Origin of the sequence: Streptomyces sp. PA03-6a (assembly GCF_033792765.1) — a bacterium.
In the GTDB taxonomy this organism is placed as follows: domain Bacteria; phylum Actinomycetota; class Actinomycetes; order Streptomycetales; family Streptomycetaceae; genus Actinacidiphila.
The window spans coordinates 32615-52677 of sequence record NZ_JARAVK010000019.1; the positions used below are offsets into that span (position 1 = coordinate 32615).

At 73.8% G+C, this 20063-nt stretch carries 27 protein-coding genes; 19 read left to right on the forward strand and 8 right to left on the reverse strand.

Annotated elements, in window-relative coordinates; all coding sequences use genetic code 11:
- The first annotated feature begins 45 nt into the window (after positions 1 to 45).
- Together PV350_RS07405 and PV350_RS07410 are read left to right on the forward strand one after the other, a co-directional pair.
- The gene (locus PV350_RS07405) at positions 46 to 762 is read left to right on the forward strand and encodes an ABC transporter permease (RefSeq protein ID WP_499516799.1); all 717 of its coding nucleotides are present in this window, start codon (positions 46 to 48) and stop codon (positions 760 to 762) included.
- Positions 763 to 829: 67 nt separating this feature from the next.
- Positions 830 to 1438 (forward strand): ABC transporter permease, encoded by a 609-nt coding sequence (locus PV350_RS07410; protein WP_499511330.1) that lies wholly within the window; start codon positions 830 to 832, stop codon positions 1436 to 1438.
- 15 nt (positions 1439 to 1453) lie between these two features.
- Here PV350_RS07410 and PV350_RS07415 read toward each other — a convergent pair whose 3' ends face one another.
- From PV350_RS07415 to PV350_RS07430, 4 genes are all read right to left on the reverse strand, one after another.
- Positions 1454 to 1528 carry a 50S ribosomal protein bL37 gene (locus PV350_RS07415; protein WP_488180945.1) on the reverse strand — a complete coding sequence of 25 codons (75 nt, stop codon included), beginning with the start codon at positions 1526 to 1528 and terminating at the stop codon, positions 1454 to 1456.
- A 69-nt stretch (positions 1529 to 1597) separates the two neighbouring features.
- On the reverse strand, positions 1598 to 2098 hold the full coding sequence (ybaK, locus tag PV350_RS07420; protein WP_500333193.1) for a Cys-tRNA(Pro) deacylase: 501 nt from the start codon (positions 2096 to 2098) through the stop codon (positions 1598 to 1600).
- A gap of 17 nt (positions 2099 to 2115) precedes the next feature.
- Positions 2116 to 2823 (reverse strand): LON peptidase substrate-binding domain-containing protein, encoded by a 708-nt coding sequence (locus tag PV350_RS07425; RefSeq protein ID WP_500333194.1) that lies wholly within the window; start codon positions 2821 to 2823, stop codon positions 2116 to 2118.
- A gap of 144 nt (positions 2824 to 2967) precedes the next feature.
- Positions 2968 to 4539 (reverse strand): oxidoreductase, encoded by a 1572-nt coding sequence (locus tag PV350_RS07430; RefSeq protein WP_499511327.1) that lies wholly within the window; start codon positions 4537 to 4539, stop codon positions 2968 to 2970.
- A 130-nt stretch (positions 4540 to 4669) separates the two neighbouring features.
- Here PV350_RS07430 and hisD point away from each other — a divergent pair, with 130 nt between their 5' ends.
- Genes hisD through hisF form a run of 8 tightly spaced genes read left to right on the forward strand, consistent with a single transcriptional unit; the run spans position 4670 to position 10416 of the window.
- Positions 4670 to 5992, forward strand: a complete 1323-nt coding sequence (gene hisD, locus PV350_RS07435; RefSeq protein ID WP_499511326.1) for a histidinol dehydrogenase — start codon at positions 4670 to 4672, stop codon at positions 5990 to 5992.
- The gene (locus PV350_RS07440) at positions 5989 to 7089 is read left to right on the forward strand and encodes a histidinol-phosphate transaminase (protein WP_499511325.1); all 1101 of its coding nucleotides are present in this window, start codon (positions 5989 to 5991) and stop codon (positions 7087 to 7089) included. Before hisD ends, PV350_RS07440 begins: the two co-directional genes overlap by 4 nt.
- Before the next feature lie 4 nt (positions 7090 to 7093).
- Positions 7094 to 7687 carry an imidazoleglycerol-phosphate dehydratase HisB gene (gene hisB / locus PV350_RS07445; protein ID WP_319661088.1) on the forward strand — a complete coding sequence of 198 codons (594 nt, stop codon included), beginning with the start codon at positions 7094 to 7096 and terminating at the stop codon, positions 7685 to 7687.
- Positions 7687 to 7839, forward strand: coding sequence for a CG2302 family histidine operon protein (locus tag PV350_RS07450; protein WP_499511324.1), 153 nt, complete (start codon positions 7687 to 7689; stop codon positions 7837 to 7839). The genes hisB and PV350_RS07450 overlap by 1 nt, the downstream gene beginning before the upstream one ends.
- Positions 7840 to 7852: 13 nt before the next feature.
- The gene (gene hisH / locus PV350_RS07455) at positions 7853 to 8503 is read left to right on the forward strand and encodes an imidazole glycerol phosphate synthase subunit HisH (RefSeq protein ID WP_499511323.1); all 651 of its coding nucleotides are present in this window, start codon (positions 7853 to 7855) and stop codon (positions 8501 to 8503) included.
- A 13-nt stretch (positions 8504 to 8516) separates the two neighbouring features.
- Entirely contained in the window at positions 8517 to 9251 is a 735-nt protein-coding gene (priA, locus tag PV350_RS07460) for a bifunctional 1-(5-phosphoribosyl)-5-((5-phosphoribosylamino)methylideneamino)imidazole-4-carboxamide isomerase/phosphoribosylanthranilate isomerase PriA (RefSeq protein ID WP_499511322.1), read from the forward strand.
- A complete protein-coding gene (locus tag PV350_RS07465; protein ID WP_499511321.1) occupies positions 9248 to 9646 on the forward strand; it encodes a RidA family protein in 399 nt (132 codons plus the stop codon). Before priA ends, PV350_RS07465 begins: the two co-directional genes overlap by 4 nt.
- A 5-nt stretch (positions 9647 to 9651) precedes the next feature.
- Positions 9652 to 10416: an imidazole glycerol phosphate synthase subunit HisF gene (gene hisF / locus PV350_RS07470; protein WP_500333195.1), complete on the forward strand. Its 765-nt coding sequence runs from the start codon at positions 9652 to 9654 to the stop codon at positions 10414 to 10416.
- On the opposite strand, the gene PV350_RS07475 is transcribed toward hisF, so the two are convergent.
- A complete protein-coding gene (locus tag PV350_RS07475) occupies positions 10376 to 11614 on the reverse strand; it encodes an MFS transporter (protein ID WP_499511319.1) in 1239 nt (412 codons plus the stop codon). The genes hisF and PV350_RS07475 overlap by 41 nt on opposite strands.
- A gap of 3 nt (positions 11615 to 11617) precedes the next feature.
- The gene (locus tag PV350_RS07480; protein ID WP_499511318.1) at positions 11618 to 11776 is read right to left on the reverse strand and encodes a hypothetical protein; all 159 of its coding nucleotides are present in this window, start codon (positions 11774 to 11776) and stop codon (positions 11618 to 11620) included.
- 81 nt (positions 11777 to 11857) lie between these two features.
- On the opposite strand from PV350_RS07480, the gene PV350_RS07485 reads away from it, so the two are divergent.
- Together PV350_RS07485 and PV350_RS07490 are read left to right on the forward strand one after the other, a co-directional pair.
- Entirely contained in the window at positions 11858 to 12469 is a 612-nt protein-coding gene (locus tag PV350_RS07485) for a winged helix-turn-helix domain-containing protein (RefSeq protein WP_500333196.1), read from the forward strand.
- 20 nt (positions 12470 to 12489) lie between these two features.
- A complete protein-coding gene (locus tag PV350_RS07490) occupies positions 12490 to 13755 on the forward strand; it encodes an MFS transporter (RefSeq protein ID WP_500333197.1) in 1266 nt (421 codons plus the stop codon).
- Positions 13756 to 13761: 6 nt separating this feature from the next.
- On the opposite strand, the gene PV350_RS07495 is transcribed toward PV350_RS07490, so the two are convergent.
- Positions 13762 to 14400, reverse strand: a complete 639-nt coding sequence (locus tag PV350_RS07495) for a TIGR03085 family protein (RefSeq protein ID WP_499511315.1) — start codon at positions 14398 to 14400, stop codon at positions 13762 to 13764.
- A 39-nt stretch (positions 14401 to 14439) separates the two neighbouring features.
- Positions 14440 to 15222, reverse strand: coding sequence for a hypothetical protein (locus tag PV350_RS07500; RefSeq protein ID WP_500333198.1), 783 nt, complete (start codon positions 15220 to 15222; stop codon positions 14440 to 14442).
- An 81-nt stretch (positions 15223 to 15303) separates the two neighbouring features.
- Between PV350_RS07500 and hisI the strand changes: the two genes are divergently transcribed.
- The 7 genes from hisI (at position 15304) to trpM (ending at position 19902) form a co-directional block, all read left to right on the forward strand.
- A complete protein-coding gene (gene hisI, locus PV350_RS07505) occupies positions 15304 to 15651 on the forward strand; it encodes a phosphoribosyl-AMP cyclohydrolase (protein ID WP_499511313.1) in 348 nt (115 codons plus the stop codon).
- Positions 15652 to 15683: 32 nt separating this feature from the next.
- A complete protein-coding gene (locus PV350_RS07510) occupies positions 15684 to 17204 on the forward strand; it encodes an anthranilate synthase component I (RefSeq protein ID WP_499511312.1) in 1521 nt (506 codons plus the stop codon).
- A gap of 57 nt (positions 17205 to 17261) precedes the next feature.
- The gene (locus PV350_RS07515) at positions 17262 to 17939 is read left to right on the forward strand and encodes a TIGR02234 family membrane protein (protein ID WP_499511311.1); all 678 of its coding nucleotides are present in this window, start codon (positions 17262 to 17264) and stop codon (positions 17937 to 17939) included.
- Positions 17940 to 18060: 121 nt separating this feature from the next.
- Positions 18061 to 18273 (forward strand): HGxxPAAW family protein, encoded by a 213-nt coding sequence (locus PV350_RS07520; protein ID WP_499511310.1) that lies wholly within the window; start codon positions 18061 to 18063, stop codon positions 18271 to 18273.
- A 108-nt stretch (positions 18274 to 18381) separates the two neighbouring features.
- Positions 18382 to 18798, forward strand: a complete 417-nt coding sequence (locus PV350_RS07525) for a DUF2752 domain-containing protein (protein WP_499511309.1) — start codon at positions 18382 to 18384, stop codon at positions 18796 to 18798.
- Between the two features lie 148 nt (positions 18799 to 18946).
- A complete protein-coding gene (gene trpC / locus PV350_RS07530) occupies positions 18947 to 19756 on the forward strand; it encodes an indole-3-glycerol phosphate synthase TrpC (protein ID WP_499511308.1) in 810 nt (269 codons plus the stop codon).
- An 8-nt stretch (positions 19757 to 19764) separates the two neighbouring features.
- A complete protein-coding gene (gene trpM / locus PV350_RS07535; protein WP_431959897.1) occupies positions 19765 to 19902 on the forward strand; it encodes a tryptophan biosynthesis modulator TrpM in 138 nt (45 codons plus the stop codon).
- The last annotated feature ends 161 nt before the right edge of the window (positions 19903 to 20063 follow it).

A 20063-nucleotide genomic window follows, 5' to 3' on the forward strand; every position in this document is an offset into this window, starting at 1 on the left:
GAGGCGGCCGCGACGCTCGCCCCGCGCGCCCGGCTGCTGCCGGCGATGGCGGCGGTGTACCGGGCGCAGCTGTCCCGGGCGAAGGTCGCCCGGATCCCGCTGCTGTTCGTGGCGACCTTCCAGTCGGTCGGCATCATGATCATGATGCGTGGCGTGGTCGACGGCGGCCCGGCCGCGCGTGCGGTGGTCGCCGGGTCGAGCGTGCTGGTCGTCGCCTTCGTGGCGCTGAACCTGCTGGCCCAGTACTTCGGGCAGCTGCGCGCCTCCGGCGGGCTCGACCACTACGCCACCCTGCCGGTGCCACCGGCCGCCGTGGTGCTGGGCGTGGCGGGCGCGTACGCGTCCTTCACCGTGCCCGGGACGCTCGTGACGGCGGGCATCGGCTGTGCGCTGTTCCAGCTGCCGTTCGCCCACCTGTGGATCCTCGCCGCGGTCATCCCGCTGGCGGGGGCCGCGCTGTCCGGGCTGGGCGCGGCGCTGGGGCTGTTCGCGCCGCGCCAGGAACTGGCCACCCTCGCCGGTCAGCTCGGCATGTCCGCGGCGCTGCTGCTGGGAGTGCTGCCGGCCGGCAACCTCCCCCAGCCCATCGGCTACGTACGGGACCTGCTGCCCTCAACCTACGGCGTGGAGGCCTTCATCCGCAGCTTCGACGCCCACCCCGACTGGCTGGCGATCACCACCGACCTGTCGGTGTGCGCGGCCGTGGGCCTGGTGTCGCTGGCCGTGGCCACCTGGGCCTACCGCCGGGCGGCCTGCCGGTGACCCGTGGGTGTGGTGCCGGTGAGGTGCCGGTGCCGCGTGCCACGGACGGACCTGGCACGATGGCAGGGTGACCGCACCCCTGACCCCCCATGATCAATGGCCGCCCGCGCCGCTGCCGCCGTTCCCGCAGCAGGAGAGCCGCATGGATCCCGTCCGGGAGCTCAAGAGCGGCGCGCTGACCGCGGTGCTGGTGGCCGTGGCGGGCGTGGTCCTCGGCCTGCTGTGGCTGTGGCTCGCGCCACGGATCCCGCTGGTCTCCGACGGCAAGGCGGTCTACCTCAAGGACACCGAGGGGGAGCAGGCGATCGGCGCCGACGGCGTCTTCGTGCTGCTCGGGCTCGGCATCGGGGTGCTGACCGGGGTTGTCGTCTTCTGGCGCAACCGGCGCGGAGGCGTCGGCGTCGTCCTCGGCATGGCGGTGGGCGCGGTGCTGGGCTCCCTGCTGGCCTGGCGGCTGGGCACCTGGCTCGGCCCCACCAGCGACCTGATCGCGCACGCCAGGGCGGTCGGCGCGAAGAAGGTGTTCGACGGCCCCCTCGCACTGCAGGCCAAGGGCGCGCTCCTGGCCTGGCCCATAGGGGCCGTCCTCACCCATCTGCTGCTCACCACGGGTTTCGGGCCGCGCGACGAGCAGCCCCCCACCGTGCAGTGGACGCCGCCGCCCCCGGGCGCGTGACCCGGGGCCCGCAGGTCACGCCGGGCGCCTGCCGTGGTTGGCGTTGCGCTTCTTGATCCGCCACTTGCGCTTGCGGGTGCGCTTGGACATCGGGCCTCCTCCCCTGGACCGGGTGTGCTTCCCGGCAGAGTGCGCCCGTACGGCCCCGCCGTCCAGGGGTCAGGCGCGACCGATCGGCGCGACGACCGCATCCGTGAGCCGCACCAGGTCCTGCGGCGCCAGCTCGACCTCCAGGCCGCGCTTGCCGGCCGAGACGAAGACCGTGGGGTGCTCCAGCGCGGAGGCGTCAATGACGGTGCGCAGCCGCTTGCGCTGCCCCAGCGGGGAGATGCCGCCCCTGACGTATCCGGTGGTCCGCTCGGCGGCGGCCGGATCCGCCATCCCGGCGCGCTTCCCGCCGGCAGCGGAGGCCAGCGCCTTGAGGTCCAGTGAGCCCGCGACGGGGACGACGGCGACGGTCAGCGCCCCGTCCACGTCGGCGACGAGGGTCTTGAACACCCGGCCGGGGGAGGTGCCCAGCGCCTGCGCGGCCTCCTCCCCGTAGCCGAGCTCCGAGGCGGGGTCATGGGCGTACGCGTGCACGGTGAAGGCGGCACCCGCCTTCTCCAGGGCGACGGTGGCGGGCGTGCCGCCGGAGGATGACTGCTTCTTCTTGGCCATGGCGCTGTGAGGATACGTCAGTTCGGGCTCGGGACCTGCCGGGTCAGGTCCACGGCGGGCAGGGTGCCGAGCTTGTTGATGACGGCCGCCTCGCGGCGCAGCAGCCGCAGTTCCCGCTCCAGCCGGGACGCGGTGTCCGGGGCCTCCAGCAGGGCCTGCTTCTCCGGGGTCCCGGCGACGGTCGCGGCCGCCACCAGGTACGACAGCACGGCCGGGTCGTCCGGCAGCTCCTGGCTCCCCGCCAGGCTCCGCTCCCGCGCCCCGGCCAGCCGCTTCTGGTAGGTGCGGAAGGCCCGCGCCACGTCGGCCGCCAGCGCCCCCGACCCGGTGCCGGGCTCCTCCTGGACCTCCTCGACCTCTCCGACCAGGTACGGCCCGGAGGAGTCCACCGACAGCAGCCGGAAGCGCGTCGTGCCGGTCGCCACGACGTCGAAGCCGCCGTCCTCGCGCTCCCCGATCGTCGCCGCGTCCGCGGTGCAGCCCAGCGCGTACAGCGCCCCTGACAGGTCCGGCGCGTACCCGGCGGCGGCCTCCTCCGCGCCGGCGGGGGCGACCTCGTGGCCGTCCCGGATCGCCACGACGCCGAAGGTGCGCGGCGCGTCCTCCGGCAGGGCCAGCAGGTCGCGGAAGAGCGCGCGGTAGCGCTCCTCGAAGACGTTCAGCGGCAGCACGAGCCCCGGGAAGAGGACGGAGCCGAGCGGGAAGAGCGGAAGGCGAGCGGTCACGGTCAGCAATCCTAGGGCCTGCGGCGTTCACCCCCATCGTCGTCCTCGTCCCGCACCACCCGTTTTCGCCCCGTACGGCCTGTATGCGGCCATCGCCGCCCACCGGGCGCACCGGCTCACCGGGCCCGCCGGCCCGCGGCGGCGTCAGCCGCGGCGCAGCAGGCGGGAGGCGCCGGCGGCGACCGTGGTGGCGAGGATCCAGCCGAGCATGCTGAGGACCGCGGCGGCCCATTGGGCGTTGCCGGTCAGGCGCCAGGCGTTGTCCTGCCCGAGGTTGATGACCGGCAGGAGCAGGTCGAGGGCGAAGAGGGAGGGGTTCCAGTCGGGGAAGGCGCCGCCGTCGACGGGATCGGGCCGGCCGTGCGCGGTGAAGAAGACCGCGCCGAAGGCCCAGAGCAGCGCCATCCATATGGCGGCGCGGCCCGGGCGGTAGCCGTAGCCGACGGTCACGTCCTGCAGGTAGCCCCACAGCTTGCCCGCGAGGGGGAGGGTCTCGCGGCGCCGGCGTTGCTTGGCCAGCAGCACCTCGCGGGCGTCGGCGTCCTCGCCGCTCGCGCGCAGGGCGGCCGACAGGTGCTCGTACGGCTCGGGGCTGTACTCCGGGGTGGCCGCGGCCAGCCAGGCGATCCGGGCGCGCAGCGGGAAGGCGCCCTCGGGGCTGAGGGAGCCGTAGGCGAAGCCGGTCAGGTCGAGACCGCCGGCGTCGGGCCAGCAGGTACGGCTGTCCGTGAGGTTGCCCACTCGCGCGCCGGCCAGCGAGATCGTCCCGGTCGGCGGCTGGTCGAGGGTGAGCCGCAGCTCGGGCGTCTGGATCCGGCGCAGTGACAGCTGCTGGCCGCCGGTGAGCCGGAACCGCGCCTGGTGGATGATCACCGCGTTGCCGAACCGGCCGTCGTCCAGCCGCACCCCGCCGTCCGAGCTGAAGCGCCGGGTGCGCACGCCCAGCGGCGGGGTGCCACCGCCGGAGCCGCCGGTGCCGACGTAGCCCGCGCTCAGGTAGAGGGTGTGCTCGACGGTGACCCGGGCCGCGTTGAGCGCGTAGCGCCCGTACGGGTTGTGCAGCCGGCTGCCGCGCAGGCTGAGCCGGCCGCCGATGCGGGCGCTGCGCAGGCTGATCTCGCCGGTCGCCTCGATCAGCTCGGCTTCGACGTCCTGGGCGACGCTGAGCCCGTCGGCCGCCAGCGCCCGGCCGTGCCGGTCCTTGCGCAGGGTGATCTGGTTGAGCAGCAGGTCCGTGCCGATGTGGGCGTCGGTGAGCCGTATCCCGCCCTCGATCGTGCACTGCGGCAGGTGCAGGTCGCCCGAGGTGTGCAGCCGGGCCGCCTCCAGCCGCGGTATCGCGCAGCGCACCATGCGCAGGGTCGTGAAGCTGCACTCCGCGAGCAGCACCTGCTGCTCGAAGCGGCAGTCGTGCAGCTCCACGTACGGCACCACCGTGCCGCCCGAGAGGTTGAGCTGACCGCTGATCTGGGCCCCGGACAGCTTCACGCACGACACGCGCCCGGAGGCGGCCTGCGGCCCGTCGAGCAGCAGTTTGGCGATCACCTCGGCCCGCACCGTGCGGTCCGGTCCCCAGAAGCGGTCGGCGGCCGGGTCGTCCCGCTCCGGGATGCCGGTGCGCAGGTCGTACAGCTCCCCCCGGCGGAAGGCCTCCCACAGGCCCTGCTCCACAGCGCTCCAGTCGTGCGGCGGCGCGACGTCCGACGGCTCGGTCACCGGTCTCCCTCCCGTGGCTGGCGACGACGACGGAAACGCTAGCCGGGGAGATCATGGGACGGGGCCCGTACGCGTATCACGGACTGATACTCGACGAAGGCCGTGAGGGCGGTTCTCTACACTTGGGAGGGTGATCTCCCGAATCGATCTGCGCGGCGACGCCTTCCCGGCGGACGGCGTCGACCGCGACCTGCTGCCCCGTGCCGAGCTCGACGTCGAGGCCGCACTGGAGAAGGTGCGCCCGATCTGCGAGGACGTGAAGCATCGTGGCACCGCGGCACTGATCGACTACGCGGAGAAGTTCGACGGCGTCACCATCGACCGGGTGCGGGTTCCGGCCGAGGCGCTGACCCGGGCCCTGGCGGAGCTGGACCCGAAGGTGCGGGCCGCGCTGGAGGAGTCGGTCCGCCGCGCCCGGCTCGTGCACGGCGAGCAGCGCCGCACCGACCACACCACGCAGGTCGTGCCGGGCGGCACGGTCACCGAGCGCTGGGTGCCGGTGGAACGCGTGGGCCTGTACGTGCCCGGCGGCCGCTCGGTCTACCCGTCCTCCGTGGTGATGAACGTGGTGCCCGCGCAGGAGGCCGAGGTCGGCTCGATGGCCGTCGCCTCGCCCCCGCAGAAGGAGTTCGGCGGGCTCCCGCACCCGACGATCCTCGCCGCGTGCGCGCTGCTCGGCGTGGACGAGGTGTACGCCGCGGGCGGCGCCCAGGCCGTCGCGATGTTCGCCTACGGCACCGAGGAGTGCCGTCCGGTGAACATGGTCACCGGCCCCGGCAACATCTGGGTCGCCGCCGCCAAGCGCCTGCTCAAGGGCCGCATCGGCATCGACGCGGAGGCGGGCCCGACCGAGATCGCCATCCTCGCCGACGCCACCGCCGACCCGGTGCACGTCGCCGCCGACCTGATCAGCCAGGCCGAGCACGACCCGCTGGCCGCCGCCGTCCTGGTCACCGACTCCGTGGACCTCGCCGAGGCGGTGGAGAAGGAGCTGGAGACCCAGGTCGCGGCGACCAAGCACGTCGAGGACCGGATCGCCCCCGCGCTGTCCGGCCGCCAGTCCGGCATCGTCCTGGTCGACGGGATCGAGCAGGGCCTGCAGGTGGTGGACGCCTACGCGGCCGAGCACCTGGAGATCCAGACCGCGGACGCCGCCGTCGTCGCCGCCCGGGTGCGCAACGCGGGCGCGGTCTTCGTCGGCGCGTACGCGCCCGTCTCGCTCGGCGACTACGCGGCGGGCTCCAACCACGTCCTGCCCACCGGCGGCTGCGCCTGCCACTCCTCGGGCCTGTCCGTGCAGTCCTTCCTGCGCGGCATCCACGTCGTGGACTACACCCGCGAGGCGCTCGCCGAGATCGCCGCGCACGTGGTGACCCTGGCCGACGCCGAGGACCTGCCCGCGCACGGCGCCGCGGTCCGCGCCCGATTCGATTGGACGGTACCGGGTCCGTGACCGGCATCGACGACCTGCCCATCCGGGACGAACTGCGCGGCAAGTCCCCCTACGGCGCCCCGCAACTCGACGTCCCCGTACGCCTGAACACCAACGAGAACCCGTACCCGCTGCCCGAGGCGCTGGTCGAGCGGATCGCCGAGCGGGTCCGCGAGGCCGCCCGCGACCTCAACCGCTACCCCGACCGGGACGCGGTGGAGCTCCGCACCCAACTGGCCGGGTACCTGACCCGCACCGCGGGCCACGCGGTGGGACTCGCCAACGTGTGGGCCGCCAACGGCTCCAACGAGGTCATCCAGCAACTGCTGCAGACCTTCGGCGGCCCCGGGCGCACCGCGATCGGCTTCGAGCCCTCGTACTCCATGCACGGGCTGATCTCCCGCGGCACCGGCACCGGCTGGATCTCCGGCCCGCGCCGCGAGGACTTCACCATCGACGTGACCGCCGCCGCGCGGGTCATCGCCGAGCAGCGGCCGAACGTGGTCTTCATCACCTCGCCCAACAACCCCACCGGCACCGCCGTCGCCGCCGACACCGTCGTGGCGCTGTACGAGGCCGCCCAGGCCGCCCGGCCCGCCCTGGTGGTGGTCGACGAGGCGTACGGCGAGTTCAGCCACGGCCCGTCCCTGCTGCCGCTGATCGAGGGCCGCCCCAACATGGTGGTCAGCCGCACCATGTCGAAGGCCTTCGGCGCGGCCGGCCTGCGGCTGGGCTACCTCGCCGCCGACCCGGCGGTGGTGGACGCCGTCCAGCTGGTGCGGCTGCCGTACCACCTGTCGGCCGTCACCCAGGCCACCGCGCTGGCCGCCCTGGAGCACACCGATACGCTGCTGGGGTACGTCGAGCAGCTGAAGGCCGAGCGGGACCGCCTGGTCGGGGAGCTGCGGGCGATCGGCTGCGAGGTCACCGACTCCGACGCCAACTTCGTCCAGTTCGGCCGCTTCGAGGACAGCCACCGCGCCTGGCAGGCGATCCTCGACCGCGGCGTGCTCGTCCGCGACAACGGCGTACCGGGCTGGCTGCGGGTCACCGCGGGCACCCCGGCCGAGAACGACGCGTTCCTCGAAGCGGTACGCGAGCTGAAGAAGGAGCAGTAACCACATGACCCGCGTCGGCCGCGTGGAGCGCACGACCAAGGAGACGTCCGTCGTCGTCGAGCTCGACCTCGACGGCACCGGCAGGACCGAGATCTCCACCGGAGTCGGCTTCTACGACCACATGCTCGACCAGCTCGGCCGCCACGGCCTCTTCGACCTCACGGTCAAGACCGAGGGCGACCTGCACATCGACACCCACCACACCATCGAGGACACCGCCCTCGCGCTGGGCGCCGCCTTCAAGCAGGCGCTCGGCGACAAGGTGGGCATCTACCGCTTCGGCAACTGCACCGTGCCGCTGGACGAGTCCCTCGCCCAGGTCACCGTCGACCTGTCGGGCCGCCCGTACCTGGTGCACACCGAACCCGAGAACATGGCGCCGATGATCGGCTCCTACGACACGACGATGACCCGGCACATCCTGGAGTCCTTCGTCGCCCAGGCGCAGATCGCGCTGCACGTCCACGTCCCGTACGGGCGCAACGCCCACCACATCGTGGAGTGCCAGTTCAAGGCGCTGGCCCGGGCCCTGCGCTACGCCTCCGAGCGCGACCCGCGCGCCGCGGGCATCCTCCCGTCGACGAAGGGCGCCCTCTGATGAGCAAGCCGGCCGTTCTCTTCATCCTGCTCGGCCTCTTCCTGGCCGGCGGGGTGTACTCCTTCTGGAAGCAGAAGATGCCCAAGAGCATCGTCGTGCTGCTCGGTGTCGGCTCGGCCATGTCGCTGGCGGCCGGCCTGCTGCGGCTGTAGGGGGTTCCGGCAGATGAGCAAGGCCGCCAAGAAGGTCGTGGTCCTCGACTACGGCTTCGGCAACGTCCGTTCCGCCGAGCGCGCGCTCGCCCGGGTGGGCGCGGACGTGGAGATCACCGCCGACTTCGACAGGGCCATGAACGCCGACGGGCTGCTCGTCCCCGGCGTCGGCGCCTTCGCCGCCTGCATGGCCGGGCTGAAGGCGGTGCGCGGTGAGTGGATCATCGGCCGCCGGCTGTCGGGCGGCAGGCCCGTGATGGGCATCTGCGTCGGCATGCAGATCCTCTTCGAGAGGGGCGTCGAGCACGGCGTCACCACGGAGGGCTGCGAGGAGTGGCCCGGCACCGTGGAGCCGCTGCGCGCACCGGTCGTGCCGCACATGGGCTGGAACACCGTCAAGGCGCCCGAGGACTCCCGGCTGTTCGCCGGCCTGGACGCCGACGCCCGCTTCTACTTCGTGCACTCCTACGCGGTGCGCAGCTGGGAGCTGGAGACCGCCAACCCCGGCATCCGGGTCCCCAAGGTCACCTGGGCCACGCACGGCGAGCCCTTCGTCGCGGCGGTGGAGAACGGTCCGCTGTGGGCCACCCAGTTCCATCCGGAGAAGTCCGGCGACGCCGGCGCCCAGCTGCTGACCAACTGGCTCGACACCTTCAAGGACTAGGACGTACGCCGCCATGAGCACGACGCACCGCCTCGAACTCCTTCCCGCCGTCGACGTCCGCGACGGCCAGGCCGTCCGCCTCGTCCACGGAGAGTCCGGCTCCGAGACGTCCTACGGGGACCCGATGGCCGCCGCCCTGGCCTGGCAGCAGGCCGGTGCCGAATGGCTGCACCTGGTCGACCTGGACGCCGCCTTCGGCACCGGGGACAACCGGGAGCAGATCGCCGAGGTGGCCCGCTCCATGGACATCAAGGTCGAGCTGTCCGGCGGCATCCGTGACGACGGGACGCTGACCGCGGCGCTCGCCACCGGCTGCACCCGGGTCAACCTCGGCACCGCTGCCCTGGAGACCCCGGAGTGGGTCGCCAAGGTCATCGCCGAGCACGGCGACCGGATCGCGGTCGGCCTGGACGTCCGCGGCACCACCCTGCGCGGCCGCGGCTGGACCCGCGACGGCGGCGACCTCTACGAGACGCTGGCGCGCCTGGACTCCGAGGGCTGCGCCCGCTACGTCGTCACCGACATCAACAAGGACGGTACCCTCCAGGGCCCCAACGTCGAGCTGCTCAGGAACGTGTGCGCCGCGACCGACCGGCCGGTGGTCGCCTCCGGCGGTGTCTCCTCCCTCGACGACCTGCGGGTCCTGGCGACTCTGGTCCCGGAGGGCGTCGAAGGCGCCATCGTGGGTAAGGCCCTGTACGCCAAGGCGTTCACCTTGGAAGAGGCTCTGGAGGCTGTGTCGCGATGACCCAAACCCCTGCCGTACGGCGTGTGCAGAGCGACAGCCCCTGGGAGGAGCAGTTCGGTTTCGCACGTGGCGTCGCGGCGGGGGACCGGGTCCTCGTCGGCGGCACGATGCCGTTCGTCGGCACCATGCTGTACGGCGAGGGCGACCCGTACGAGCAGGCCAAGACGGCGTTCACCAACGCGCTCGGCGTGCTGGAGGAGTTCGGCCTCGGCGCCGAATCGGTCGTCCGCACCCGCATGTACCTCACCCACACCCGCGACGTGGACGCGGTGGGCCGGGCCCACAAGGAGTTCTTCGACGCCGTGCGACCCACCGCGACGGTGGTCGTCGTCTCCGGTTTCGTGGACTCCCGGGTCCTGGTCGAAGTCGAACTGGAAGCATTCCGAGGAGCTTGAGCACCATGACCCTGGCGGTCCGAGTCATCCCCTGCCTGGACGTGGACAACGGCCGGGTCGTCAAGGGCGTCAACTTCCGGAACCTGCGGGACGCCGGCGACCCCGTCGAGATGGCCAAGCTGTACGACGCCGAGGGCGCCGACGAGCTGACCTTCCTCGACATCACGGCCTCCTCCGGCAACCGCGAGACGACCTACGACGTGGTGCGGCGCACCGCCGAGCAGGTCTTCATCCCGCTCACCGTCGGCGGCGGCGTGCGGTCCGCCGAGGACGTCGACAAGCTGCTGCGCGCCGGGGCCGACAAGGTCGGCGTCAACACCGCGGCGATCGCCCGGCCCGAGCTGCTGCGCGAGATCGCCGAACGGTTCGGCCGCCAGGTGCTGGTGCTGTCCGTTGACGCCCGCCGCACCGACGCCGGGACACCGTCCGGCTACGAGGTGACCACGCACGGCGGCCGCCAGGGCACCGGCATCGACGCCGTGGAGTGGGCGCACCGCGCGGCCGAGCTGGGCGCCGGCGAGATCCTGCTCAACTCGATGGACGCCGACGGCACCAAGGACGGCTACGACACGGAGATGATCGCCGCCGTCCGCAAGCACGTCACCGTCCCCGTCATCGCCTCCGGCGGCGCGGGCCGCCTCACCGACTTCCCCCCGGCCGTCGCCGCCGGCGCCGACGCCGTCCTGGCCGCCTCGGTGTTCCACTTCGGCGACCTGCGCATCGGCGAGGTCAAGCGGACCCTCCGGGACGCCGGGCACCCGGTGCGCTAGGCGCCCCGTTCCGGCCCGCGGCCCGGACGGCGACGCGGTCGCGGGCCAGGAGGGGCCGCGCGGCGGCGAGGGTGAGGGCGGTGAGGGTGACGCCGCTCGCGGCGCTGACGGCGGCCGCGGGGAGGGAGCCGTCGGCGAGGATCAGGCCGCTGACGGCGGAGCCGCCCGCGATGCCGGTGGTGACCAGGGTGACCAGCCAGGCGAAGGCCTCGGTGACGGTGCCCGCCGGGGCGAGTTCGCCGGTGAGCCCGAACACCACGGTGAGCAGCGGCGCGAAGAACACCCCGCTCAGCAGGGCGGCAGCCGCCATCGGCAGCGGGCCGGGGACCAGGGCGAAGGGCCAGAAGGTGACGGCCATCCCGGCGGCGGTGACGGCCGCCTTGGTGGCCGGGTCCGCCCGCCAGGGCAGGACGGCGATCAGCAGGGCGCCGATCAGGGCGCCGGTGGAGTTCAGCGCCAGCAGGGTGCCCGCGCCGCCGGGCAGCGGGTGGCGCTCGGCGTAGGCGACGGCGAAGACGTTGAACGTGCCCAGCGCCCAGCCGCATCCGGCCAGCGCGCACAGCAGCACCACCAGGGCCCGGTTGCGCAGCGGACCCAGCCAGTCGACGGAACGGGTGGCGGAGGCCCAGGCACGGGAGGGCGCGGAGGTCGCGACGGAGAGCGCGCCCACCACCCCGAGGACGGCCGCGGCCAGTAGCGCCAGCCGGGCCGGGCCGAGCACCGCCAGCCCGCCGACCAGGAGCGGGCCGGCGATGAAGACCAGTTCCTGCGCGCCGGCGTCCACCGCGTACGCGGACTCCAGTTCGTCCGGCTCGACGAGGTCCGGCCAGAGCGCGCGCAGGCACGGCTCCAGCGGCGGCGAGGCGGCCCCGGCGACGGCCGGGCCGAGCACGGCCACCGCCGTGCTGCCCGGGGCGGCGGCCAGCGCGGCGAAGCCGCCGGCCGAGACCAGCGCCGAGACGATCAGCACGCGCGGCTGGCCCAGCCGGTCCGCCCACCGTCCGAGCAGCGGCCCGCCGATCGCTCCGGACACCGCGTAGATGCCCCCGGCGGCGCCCACCAGCCGGTAGTCCGCGCCGGCCGCGCGGAGCGCCAGCGCGATGGCCAGGGCCGCCATCGCGGTCGGCAGCCGTCCGACGAGCGAACCGGACAGCAACCGGCCCACATGGGGCCGGCGGAGCAGCTTCAGGTACGGCACACGTCACCCACGGAGGTCGAGCGTTGCGGCGATCACGTCGTGCACCAGGGTCTCACCCGGCGCACGGTTCTCCGCCGGCCGTCCGAGGTCCCCGTCGGCATCGGCCGCGAAGTCCGCCTCGTGGCACGGGCCTTGACCGCCGTCGTCCTCCCGGGTGGACATCCCGATCAGTCGCCCCGATGTACAGGATCAGTTGCGCAATTTCTATTGCGCAAATTTCCTTTCCTATCTAGCCTCCCGGGTATGCCCGAGGAAGAGACGGAAGAGACCTCCGCAGACCCCCAGAGGATCACCGACCTCGACGCGCTCAAGGTCTTCACGCACCCGCTGCGCATCGAGCTCTACCGCGCCCTGTTCACCGCCCGCACCGCCACCGCCTCCCAGCTGGCCGACCAGGTCGACGAGGCGGTGTCGCTGGTCAGTTACCACCTGCGCAAGCTGGCCGCGCACGGCTTCATCACCGAGGCCCCCGGGCAGAGCTCGGACGGCCGCGAGCGGTGGTGGAAGGTCAGCTCCGAACGCGGATTGGCCTTCCGCACCTCGGACTTCGCCGACCGCCCCGAGGGCGCCGCCGTCATGGGCGAGGTGGCCCGGCAGCTCCTCGCCACCCGGTACGCGCGCTACGCCGCCTACCTCGACCAGCAGTTCGCCTGGGACAAGGAGTGGACCGACGCGTCCTTCAGCTCCGAGTACATGCCCCGGCTCACCGCGCAGGAGATGCGCCGGTTCGGCGATGAGCTGGGGGAGCTGGTCATGCGCTGGGTCGACCGCGGGCGCGCCGCCGAGGAGGCGGGCGACACCGAGGGCCGTGAGCACGTCGCGGTGCACATGTACGGATTCCCCCACCGGCCGTGAGCCCCGAAGGAGGCGACCGCATGACGGCGCCCGCCACCGCCGCACCGTCCCTGTCCCCTTCCCGTGCCCCCGCCCACCGGGACGCCAACGTCCTGCGCTGGCTCGCCGCCTTCACCGCCTCGCTCGTCGGCGACGCCGTGTGGTTCCTCGCCCTGTCCTGGGCCGCCACCCGCGCCGGGGACCCCGGGCGGGCCGGCCTGGTCCTCGCGGCCGGCGCCGTGCCGCGCGCGGTGCTGATGCTCGGCGGGGGAGTGCTGGCCGACCGGTTCGGGCCGCGACGCATCGTCATCGGCAGTGATCTGACCCGGTGCGCGGTGATGTTCGCGGCGGCCGCGCTGCTCGCCCTCACCACCCCCGGGCTGTGGGCGCTGGCCGTGGTCGCGGTGCTCTTCGGCGCCGTGGACGCGGTGTTCCTGCCCGCCGTCGGCGCCCTGCCGACGCGCATCACCGGCCCGGACCAACTGGGCCGCCTGCACGGGATGAAGGGCATCGCGATGCGGGTCGGCAACGTGGCCGGCGCCTCGCTCGGCGGCACGGCCGTCGCGACCGGCGGCGCCCCCACCGCGTTCGCCGTCGCGGGCGTGCTGTTCGCGGTCTCGCTCGTGCTGCTGCTCGCCGTCCGCGTGGCCCCGCTGCGGCCCGACGACGGTGCCGCACGGGCGGGCGGCACCCCGTGGCGGGAGCTGGTGGACGGCCTGCGCCACATCCGCGGACGGCGCGCGCTCACCGCGCTCATGGTCGTCATCGCGGTCGGCGAGCTCGGTTTCGCCGGGCCGTTCAACATCGGCCTCGTGCTGGTCGCCGCCGACCGGGGCTGGGGCGCCGCCGGGCTCGGCTGGATCGTCAGCGGCTTCGGCGCCGGCGCGGGCGCCGCCTCACTGCTGCTGACGGTGCGCGGCCGGCTGCCGCGCGCCGGGCTGGCCCAGGCCTGCTGCCTGGGGCTGGGGGCGGTCGCGGTGGCCGCCTTCGTCTTCGTCCCCGCGCTGCCGGGGGCGGTCGCCGTGGCCGTCGTGATCGGCCTCGTGGCAGGACTGAGCGGCGCACTGTGCGGAGCCCTGCTGCAGACCCTCACCGACCCCGCCTACCTCGGCCGGGTCAGTTCGGTGGCCGCGCTGTTCTCGCTCGGCGTCGCCCCGATGAGCTACCCGCTCACCGGGGCCGCCATCGGCGCCTGGGGTCCGCAGCCGGTGTTCGTCGTCAGTGCGGCGGTCGCGGCCGCAGGGGCCGTCGCGGGACTCGCCGCGCCGGCGCTGCGGCGGGCGGAACTCGCCCGCCGCCCCGGGTAGCCGGACTCAGGCCGTGATCCCGAGCCTGGCGTCGTACAGCCGGGTCACCGCGTCCTTGTCGCCCTCGGTCTCCACCCGGGCGGAGTCCTGCCGGCCGAAGGCGAACAGCAGCAGCTCGCCGGGCTCCCCGGTGACCGTGACGACCGGGGCGCCGCGGTGCGCCACCGCGGTCTGCCCGTCCGGCCGGCGCAGCACCACGCCGACCGGGGCCTTGCGGCCCAGCAGCCGGGCGGAGCGCTCCAGCCGGGACCAGAGCAGTTCGGCGAAGACGGGGTCCAGTTCGCGCGGCGACCAGTCCGGCTGGGCCCGGCGCACGTCCTCGGCGTGGACGAAGAACTCGACGGTGTTGGCCGCCTCGTCGATCTGCTTGAGGGCGAACGGCGACAGCCGCGGCGGCCCGGTGCGGATCAGCCGGATCAGTTCCTGGAAGGGCCGTTCCGCGAACTCCTTGCGCACACGCTCCGACCGGTCCGCGAGGAAGGGGATGACCAGGCCGGCCGAGGCGTCACCGCGGCGCTCCCGCACCACGATGTGGGCGGCGAGGTCGCGGGTGGTCCAGCCCTCGCAGAGGGTTGGCGCCTCGGGTCCGGCACTCTCCAGCAGGTCGGCGAGGAGCAGACGTTCACGCTGGGCATGAGTCGACATGCCGTCAGCCTACGTCCGGCCCCCGCCGGTGGGCAGCAGCTACGGCAGCGGTTTCGTCAGCTTCTTGCCGTCCAGCTTGTTGCTGAGGGTCAGGGAGCAGGAGATGGTGTCCTTGCCCTGCACCTGGTAGCCCGAGAGCTTCGGGTACAGCGCGTAGTAGTAGTACCCGGGGTTGTCCTTGACGTCCTTCAGGCGCTTGGCGGCGTCCGCCTCGCACAGCTTCAGGACCTTGGCCTTGAGCGCGGCCTCCGTGCCGAAGGTGCCCGTGATGGTCTCGTTGGCGATGACCTCGGCGTCGTGCGGGCCGTTGCAGGAGACCGTCGTGACCTCGGTGACGCCGCTGTCCAGGCCCGGATCGTCGAAGCACTGGCCGGGGCTGAGCACGACGTACTTGCGGAAGGTCTCGGAGGGGTCCGGCTCCGTGGACGCGGTCGCCGTGTCCTGCGTGGCGGGGGCCGAGGCCGTGGGGCTGCTGCTGGTGGACCCTGTGGCGCCCTTGTCGTCGTCCTCGCCGCCGCTCAGCGCGATCGCCAGGCCGCCGACGACGACGGCTATCAGGACGACCGCGCCGATGACGATCGCGGCCACCTTCGCGCCGCCACCGCTGCGCGGCGGCTGCGGCGGGTAGCCGTAACCGCCGCCCTGCTGAGCAGGCCCGGGGAACTGCGGCTGGTTCTGGTACGGCGGCAACGGCTGCGGCTGGTACTGCGGCTGCGACTGGGGCTGGTACTGCGGCGGGCCGAAACCCCCCGGGGGCGGCCCAAAACCGCCGCCCTGTCCGGAGCGCGGGTCGTCGGGCGGCGACGGCGGAGGAAAACTCATGGACGAAGCATGCCCCATACGGGTGAGCGGGGTGAGGGCAGGAGCCGAAGTCACGCCGCCCGCAGCGGGCAGAATGGGGGTATGGAATCCCCGCTCGACCCAGCCGTCGCCGCCCGTCTCAAGCGCACCGCCGACGGCCTCGTCCCCGCCGTCGCGCAGCAGTACGACACCGGCGAAGTCCTCATGCTCGGATGGATGGACGACGAGGCGCTGCACCGCACCCTCACCACCGGCCGCTGCACCTACTGGAGCCGCAGCCGCCAGGAGTACTGGGTCAAGGGCGACACCTCCGGGCACGTCCAGCACGTGAAGTCCGTTGCCCTGGACTGCGACGGCGACACCATCCTCGTCAAGGTCGACCAGGTCGGCGCGGCCTGCCACACCGGCGACCGCACCTGCTTCGACGCGGGCGAACTGCCGCTGGCCTGAAGCGGCCGCGCCCGGGCACTAGGCTGCGGACCATGACCACGGGCACCGTCACCCCCGACCTCGACACCTTCCGCAAGCTGGCGCAGGACCGCCGTGTCATCCCGGTCAGCAGGAAGCTGCTGGCCGACGGGGACACCCCGGTCGGCCTGTACCGGAAGCTCGCCGCCGAGCGCCCCGGCACCTTCCTGCTGGAGTCCGCGGAGAACGGCCGCTCGTGGTCCCGCTACTCGTTCGTCGGCGTCCGCAGCGCCGCCACCTTGACCGAGCGCGACGGCCGGGCCCACTGGCTCGGCACGCCGCCGGTCGGCGTGCCGGACGGCGGTGACCCGCTGGAGGCGCTGCGGGCCACGATCGAGGCCCTGCACACCCCGCGCGACCTGCACGACGACGCGGGCCTGCCGCCGTTCACCGGGGGCATGGTCGGCTACCTCGGCTACGACGTCGTGCGCCGCCTGGAGCGCATCGGCGACCATGCCCGAGACGACCTGGGCCTGCCCGAGCTCACGATGCTGCTCACCTCCGACCTGGCGGTGCTCGACCACTGGGACGGCTCGGTGCTGCTGATCGCCAACGCGATCAACCACAACGACCTCGACACCGGCGTCGACGAGGCGTACGCCGAGGCCGTGCGGCGGCTCGACGCCATGACCGCCGACCTGGCCCGTCCCGTGGACTCCGCGCCCGTAGAGCTGCCGCCGTCCCGGCTGCCGGAGGAGGTCACCTCGCGCTTCGGCGGGGCCGCGTACCAGGCCGCGGTGGAGACGGCCAAGGAGTACATCCGGGCCGGCGACGCCTTCCAGGTCGTGCCCTCGCAGCGGTTCGAGACACCCTGTCCGGCGAGCGCGCTCGACGTCTACCGCGTGCTGCGGGCGACCAACCCCTCCCCCTACATGTACCTGCTGCGCTTCGACGGCTTCGACGTCGTCGGGTCCAGCCCCGAGGCGCTGGTGAAGGTCGAGGACGGCCGGGCCATGGTGCACCCCATCGCGGGCACCCGCCCGCGCGGCGCGACGCCCCGGGAGGACCAGGCGCTCGCCGACGAACTGCTCGCCGACCCCAAGGAGCGCGCCGAGCACCTGATGCTGGTCGACCTGGGCCGCAACGACCTGGGGAGGGTCTGCGAGCCCGGCAGCGTCGAGGTCGTCGACTTCATGTCGATCGAGCGGTACAGCCACGTCATGCACATCGTCTCCACCGTCACCGGCAGCCTCGGCGCCGGCCGCACGGCCTTCGACGTCCTCACCGCCTGCTTCCCCGCGGGCACCCTGTCGGGGGCGCCCAAGCCGCGCGCGATGCAGATCATCGACGAGCTGGAGCCCACCCGGCGCGGGCTGTACGGCGGCGCCGTGGGCTACCTCGACTTCGCCGGGGACTCCGACACCGCCATCGCCATCCGCACCGCGGTGCTGCGCGGCGGGACCGCCTACGTCCAGGCCGGCGCCGGCATCGTCGCCGACTCCGACCCGGTCAGCGAGGACACCGAGTGCCGGAACAAGGCCGCCGCGGTGCTGCGCGCCGTCGCCACGGCGGGCCGGATGCGCGGCGGGGCGTGACCGCCACCGGCGGGACCCGCGTGCCGGGGCGCGGGAACGACGGGGGATAGTGGTCCGGTGAGCAGTTCCGTACCCCAGTCCGTACCCCAGCCCCGCACCGTCGCAGATCCGGCCGCCGGGCCCGCACCCCGCCGGGCGGCCGGCCGCGGCAGCCTCGTCCTCGCCCTGGCGAGCGGCGTGGCCGGCGCCGCGGTCGTGCTCCTGGCCTCGGGCAAGACCTGGCAGAAGGGCAGCGCCCCGTTCGCCGGCGGCGGGATGCCGGTCAGCGTCTCCGGCCACCAGGTCACCGGGGTGCCGGGCGCGCTCGCGCTGGTGGGACTCGCCGCCCTCGTGGCGGTCTTCGCCGTACGGGGAGCGGCCCGGCTGCTCGTCGGCGGGCTGCTCGCGCTGTGCGGGGCCGGGGCCCTCGCGGCGGCGCTGCTCGCGCTCGGCGACACCGCGGCCCTGGACGCCGCCGCGGCGACCGCCAGCGGCCTCAGCCGTACGACCGTCACCGGGGCCACCACCAGTGCCTGGCCGGGCTTGTCCGCGGCCGGTGGCGTGCTGCTGCTGTCCGCAGGCGTCGTCGCCCTGCTCCGCGCCCGGACCTGGCCGGGGATGTCGAACCGGTACGACCGCGACACCCCGAAGGCGTCGCAGCCCGCACGTACCGCCGCACCCGCCGCCGGCGAGGAGCGCCCCGAGGACCTGTGGAAGGCGCTGGACCGCGGCGAGGACCCCACCGAGGCGCCCTGACGCGCCGGGCCACCCCCCGCGCGCGGAGCGTGAGCGCAACGGGGGACAATGGCGCGTGACGCGCGCCATCGCGCGGGCGGAGCAACTGACGACCCTTTTGTAGAACGACTTGGGAGCACTCATGGCGGGCAACAGCCACGGACACACCCCTGCCGCCTGGACCGGCGTGACCATCGCCTTCATCGGCTTCTGCGTCGCGGCTGCCTTCGTCGTCCTGGCGGAGCCGATCGGTATGTTCGCCGGCCTGGCGGTCGCCGCCCTGGGCGGTCTGATCGGTCTCGGTATGCGCGCCGCGGGCCTCGGCAAGCCGGTGCCGGAGAAGCAGCACGGCTGACCCGGGCACGGACCCCGCAGCCGCCGCCGGCGCATCCGCCGGCGGCGGTTGCGTCCTTTCCGGCCACCCCGGGTGTCCCCGGCGGGCGCGGCGCGGGACAATCACCGCGTGACCGAGACCGCCGCCAGGCCGAAGCCGATTGCCCTCGCCGCCCCGCTGGGCGTGCTCGGCGGTGTCGCCGCCGCCTTCGCGTACGTCGGCACCTTCGACCCGAACGAGGCCGGGCACTACCCGGTCTGCCCCCTGCTGCACTACACGGGCCTGTACTGCCCCGGCTGCGGCGGGCTGCGCAGCGCGTACGCGGTCGTGCACGGCGACTTCGGCGCGGCGTTCGGCCTCAACGCGCTGGCCGTGGCGGGCTACCTGCTCTTCGCCGTGGTGTGGACGGTCTGGCTCACCCGGACGCTGCGCGGCCGCCCCTTCTCGCTCGCGCTGCGGGCCGTCCACTGGTGGGCGATCACGGGTGTCGTGCTGCTCTTCACCGTCGTCCGGAACCTTCCGTTCGGCACCGCGCTGGCGCCCTGACCAGCGACGAAGGGGCGCCCGGACCGTCCGTCCGGTGGGCCCCCGCCCCGCCGGATGCGGGTCCTCCGCCCACCGGCGGTTACCATCGCAGTGCTGGTGGAACATCTCACTGGCTTGATCGTTTCGCTTTCGGAAGGGGTCCTCTCGCGTGAGTGTGCTCGACGAGATCATCGACGGAGTCCGCGAGGACCTCGCCGAGCGGCAGGCCCGGGTCTCCCTCGACGAGCTCAAGGAGCGGGCGGCGAAGGCGCGCGACGCCAAGGACGGCGTGGCGGCCCTGCGCGGGGACAGCGTCAAGGTCATCTGCGAGGTCAAGCGGTCCAGCCCCTCCAAGGGCGCTCTGGCCGCCATCGCCGACCCCGCGGGCCTGGCCGCGGACTACGAGGCGGGCGGCGCCGCCGTCATCTCGGTCCTCACCGAGCAGCGCCGCTTCGGCGGCTCGCTGGCCGACCTCGAGGCCGTCCGGGCCAAGGTCGACATCCCCGTGCTCCGCAAGGACTTCATCGTCACCGCCTACCAGCTCTGGGAGGCCCGCGCCTACGGTGCCGACCTGGCGCTGCTGATCGTCGCGGCGCTGGAGCAGGACGCGCTGGTCTCCCTGATCGAGCGGGCCGGGTCCATCGGGCTCACCCCGCTGGTCGAGGTGCACGACGAGGAGGAGGTCGAGCGCGCCGTCGACGCGGGCGCCCGCATCATCGGCGTCAACGCGCGCAACCTCAAGACCCTCGAGGTCGACCGCGGCACCTTCGCCCGCGTCGCCCCGGAGATCCCGGACCACATCGTCAAGGTGGCCGAGTCCGGCGTCCGCGGCCCGCACGACCTCATCGCCTACGCCAACGACGGCGCCGACGCCGTCCTCGTCGGCGAGTCGCTGGTGACCGGCCGCGACCCCAAGTCCGCCGTGGCCGACCTCGTGGCCGCCGGCGCGCACCCCGCGCTGCGCCACGGACGGGGCTGACCGGCCCCATGACGACCTACGCGCGACTGGCCCGGGGCTGCCGTCCCCGTGGCTGCCGCGCGCCCGCGCGGCGCGTCCTCGGCCGCCGCGTGCGCTACCACATCGGCTGCGAGCCGGGTCAGATCAACGGGCGCCGATGGCGCTGACGGCAGCGCCGTCCTCCTGATGACCGGGGCACGGGTGTGCCCACCGGCGTCCCGCCGGTGAGCGTCCCGCCGTGCTCCCCGGCCGCGGGCGTGCGCATGCCGCCGACGGCGCCGAACGCGCCGTAACGTGACCATTGGTACGCGAAACCCTGGGGGCTGCC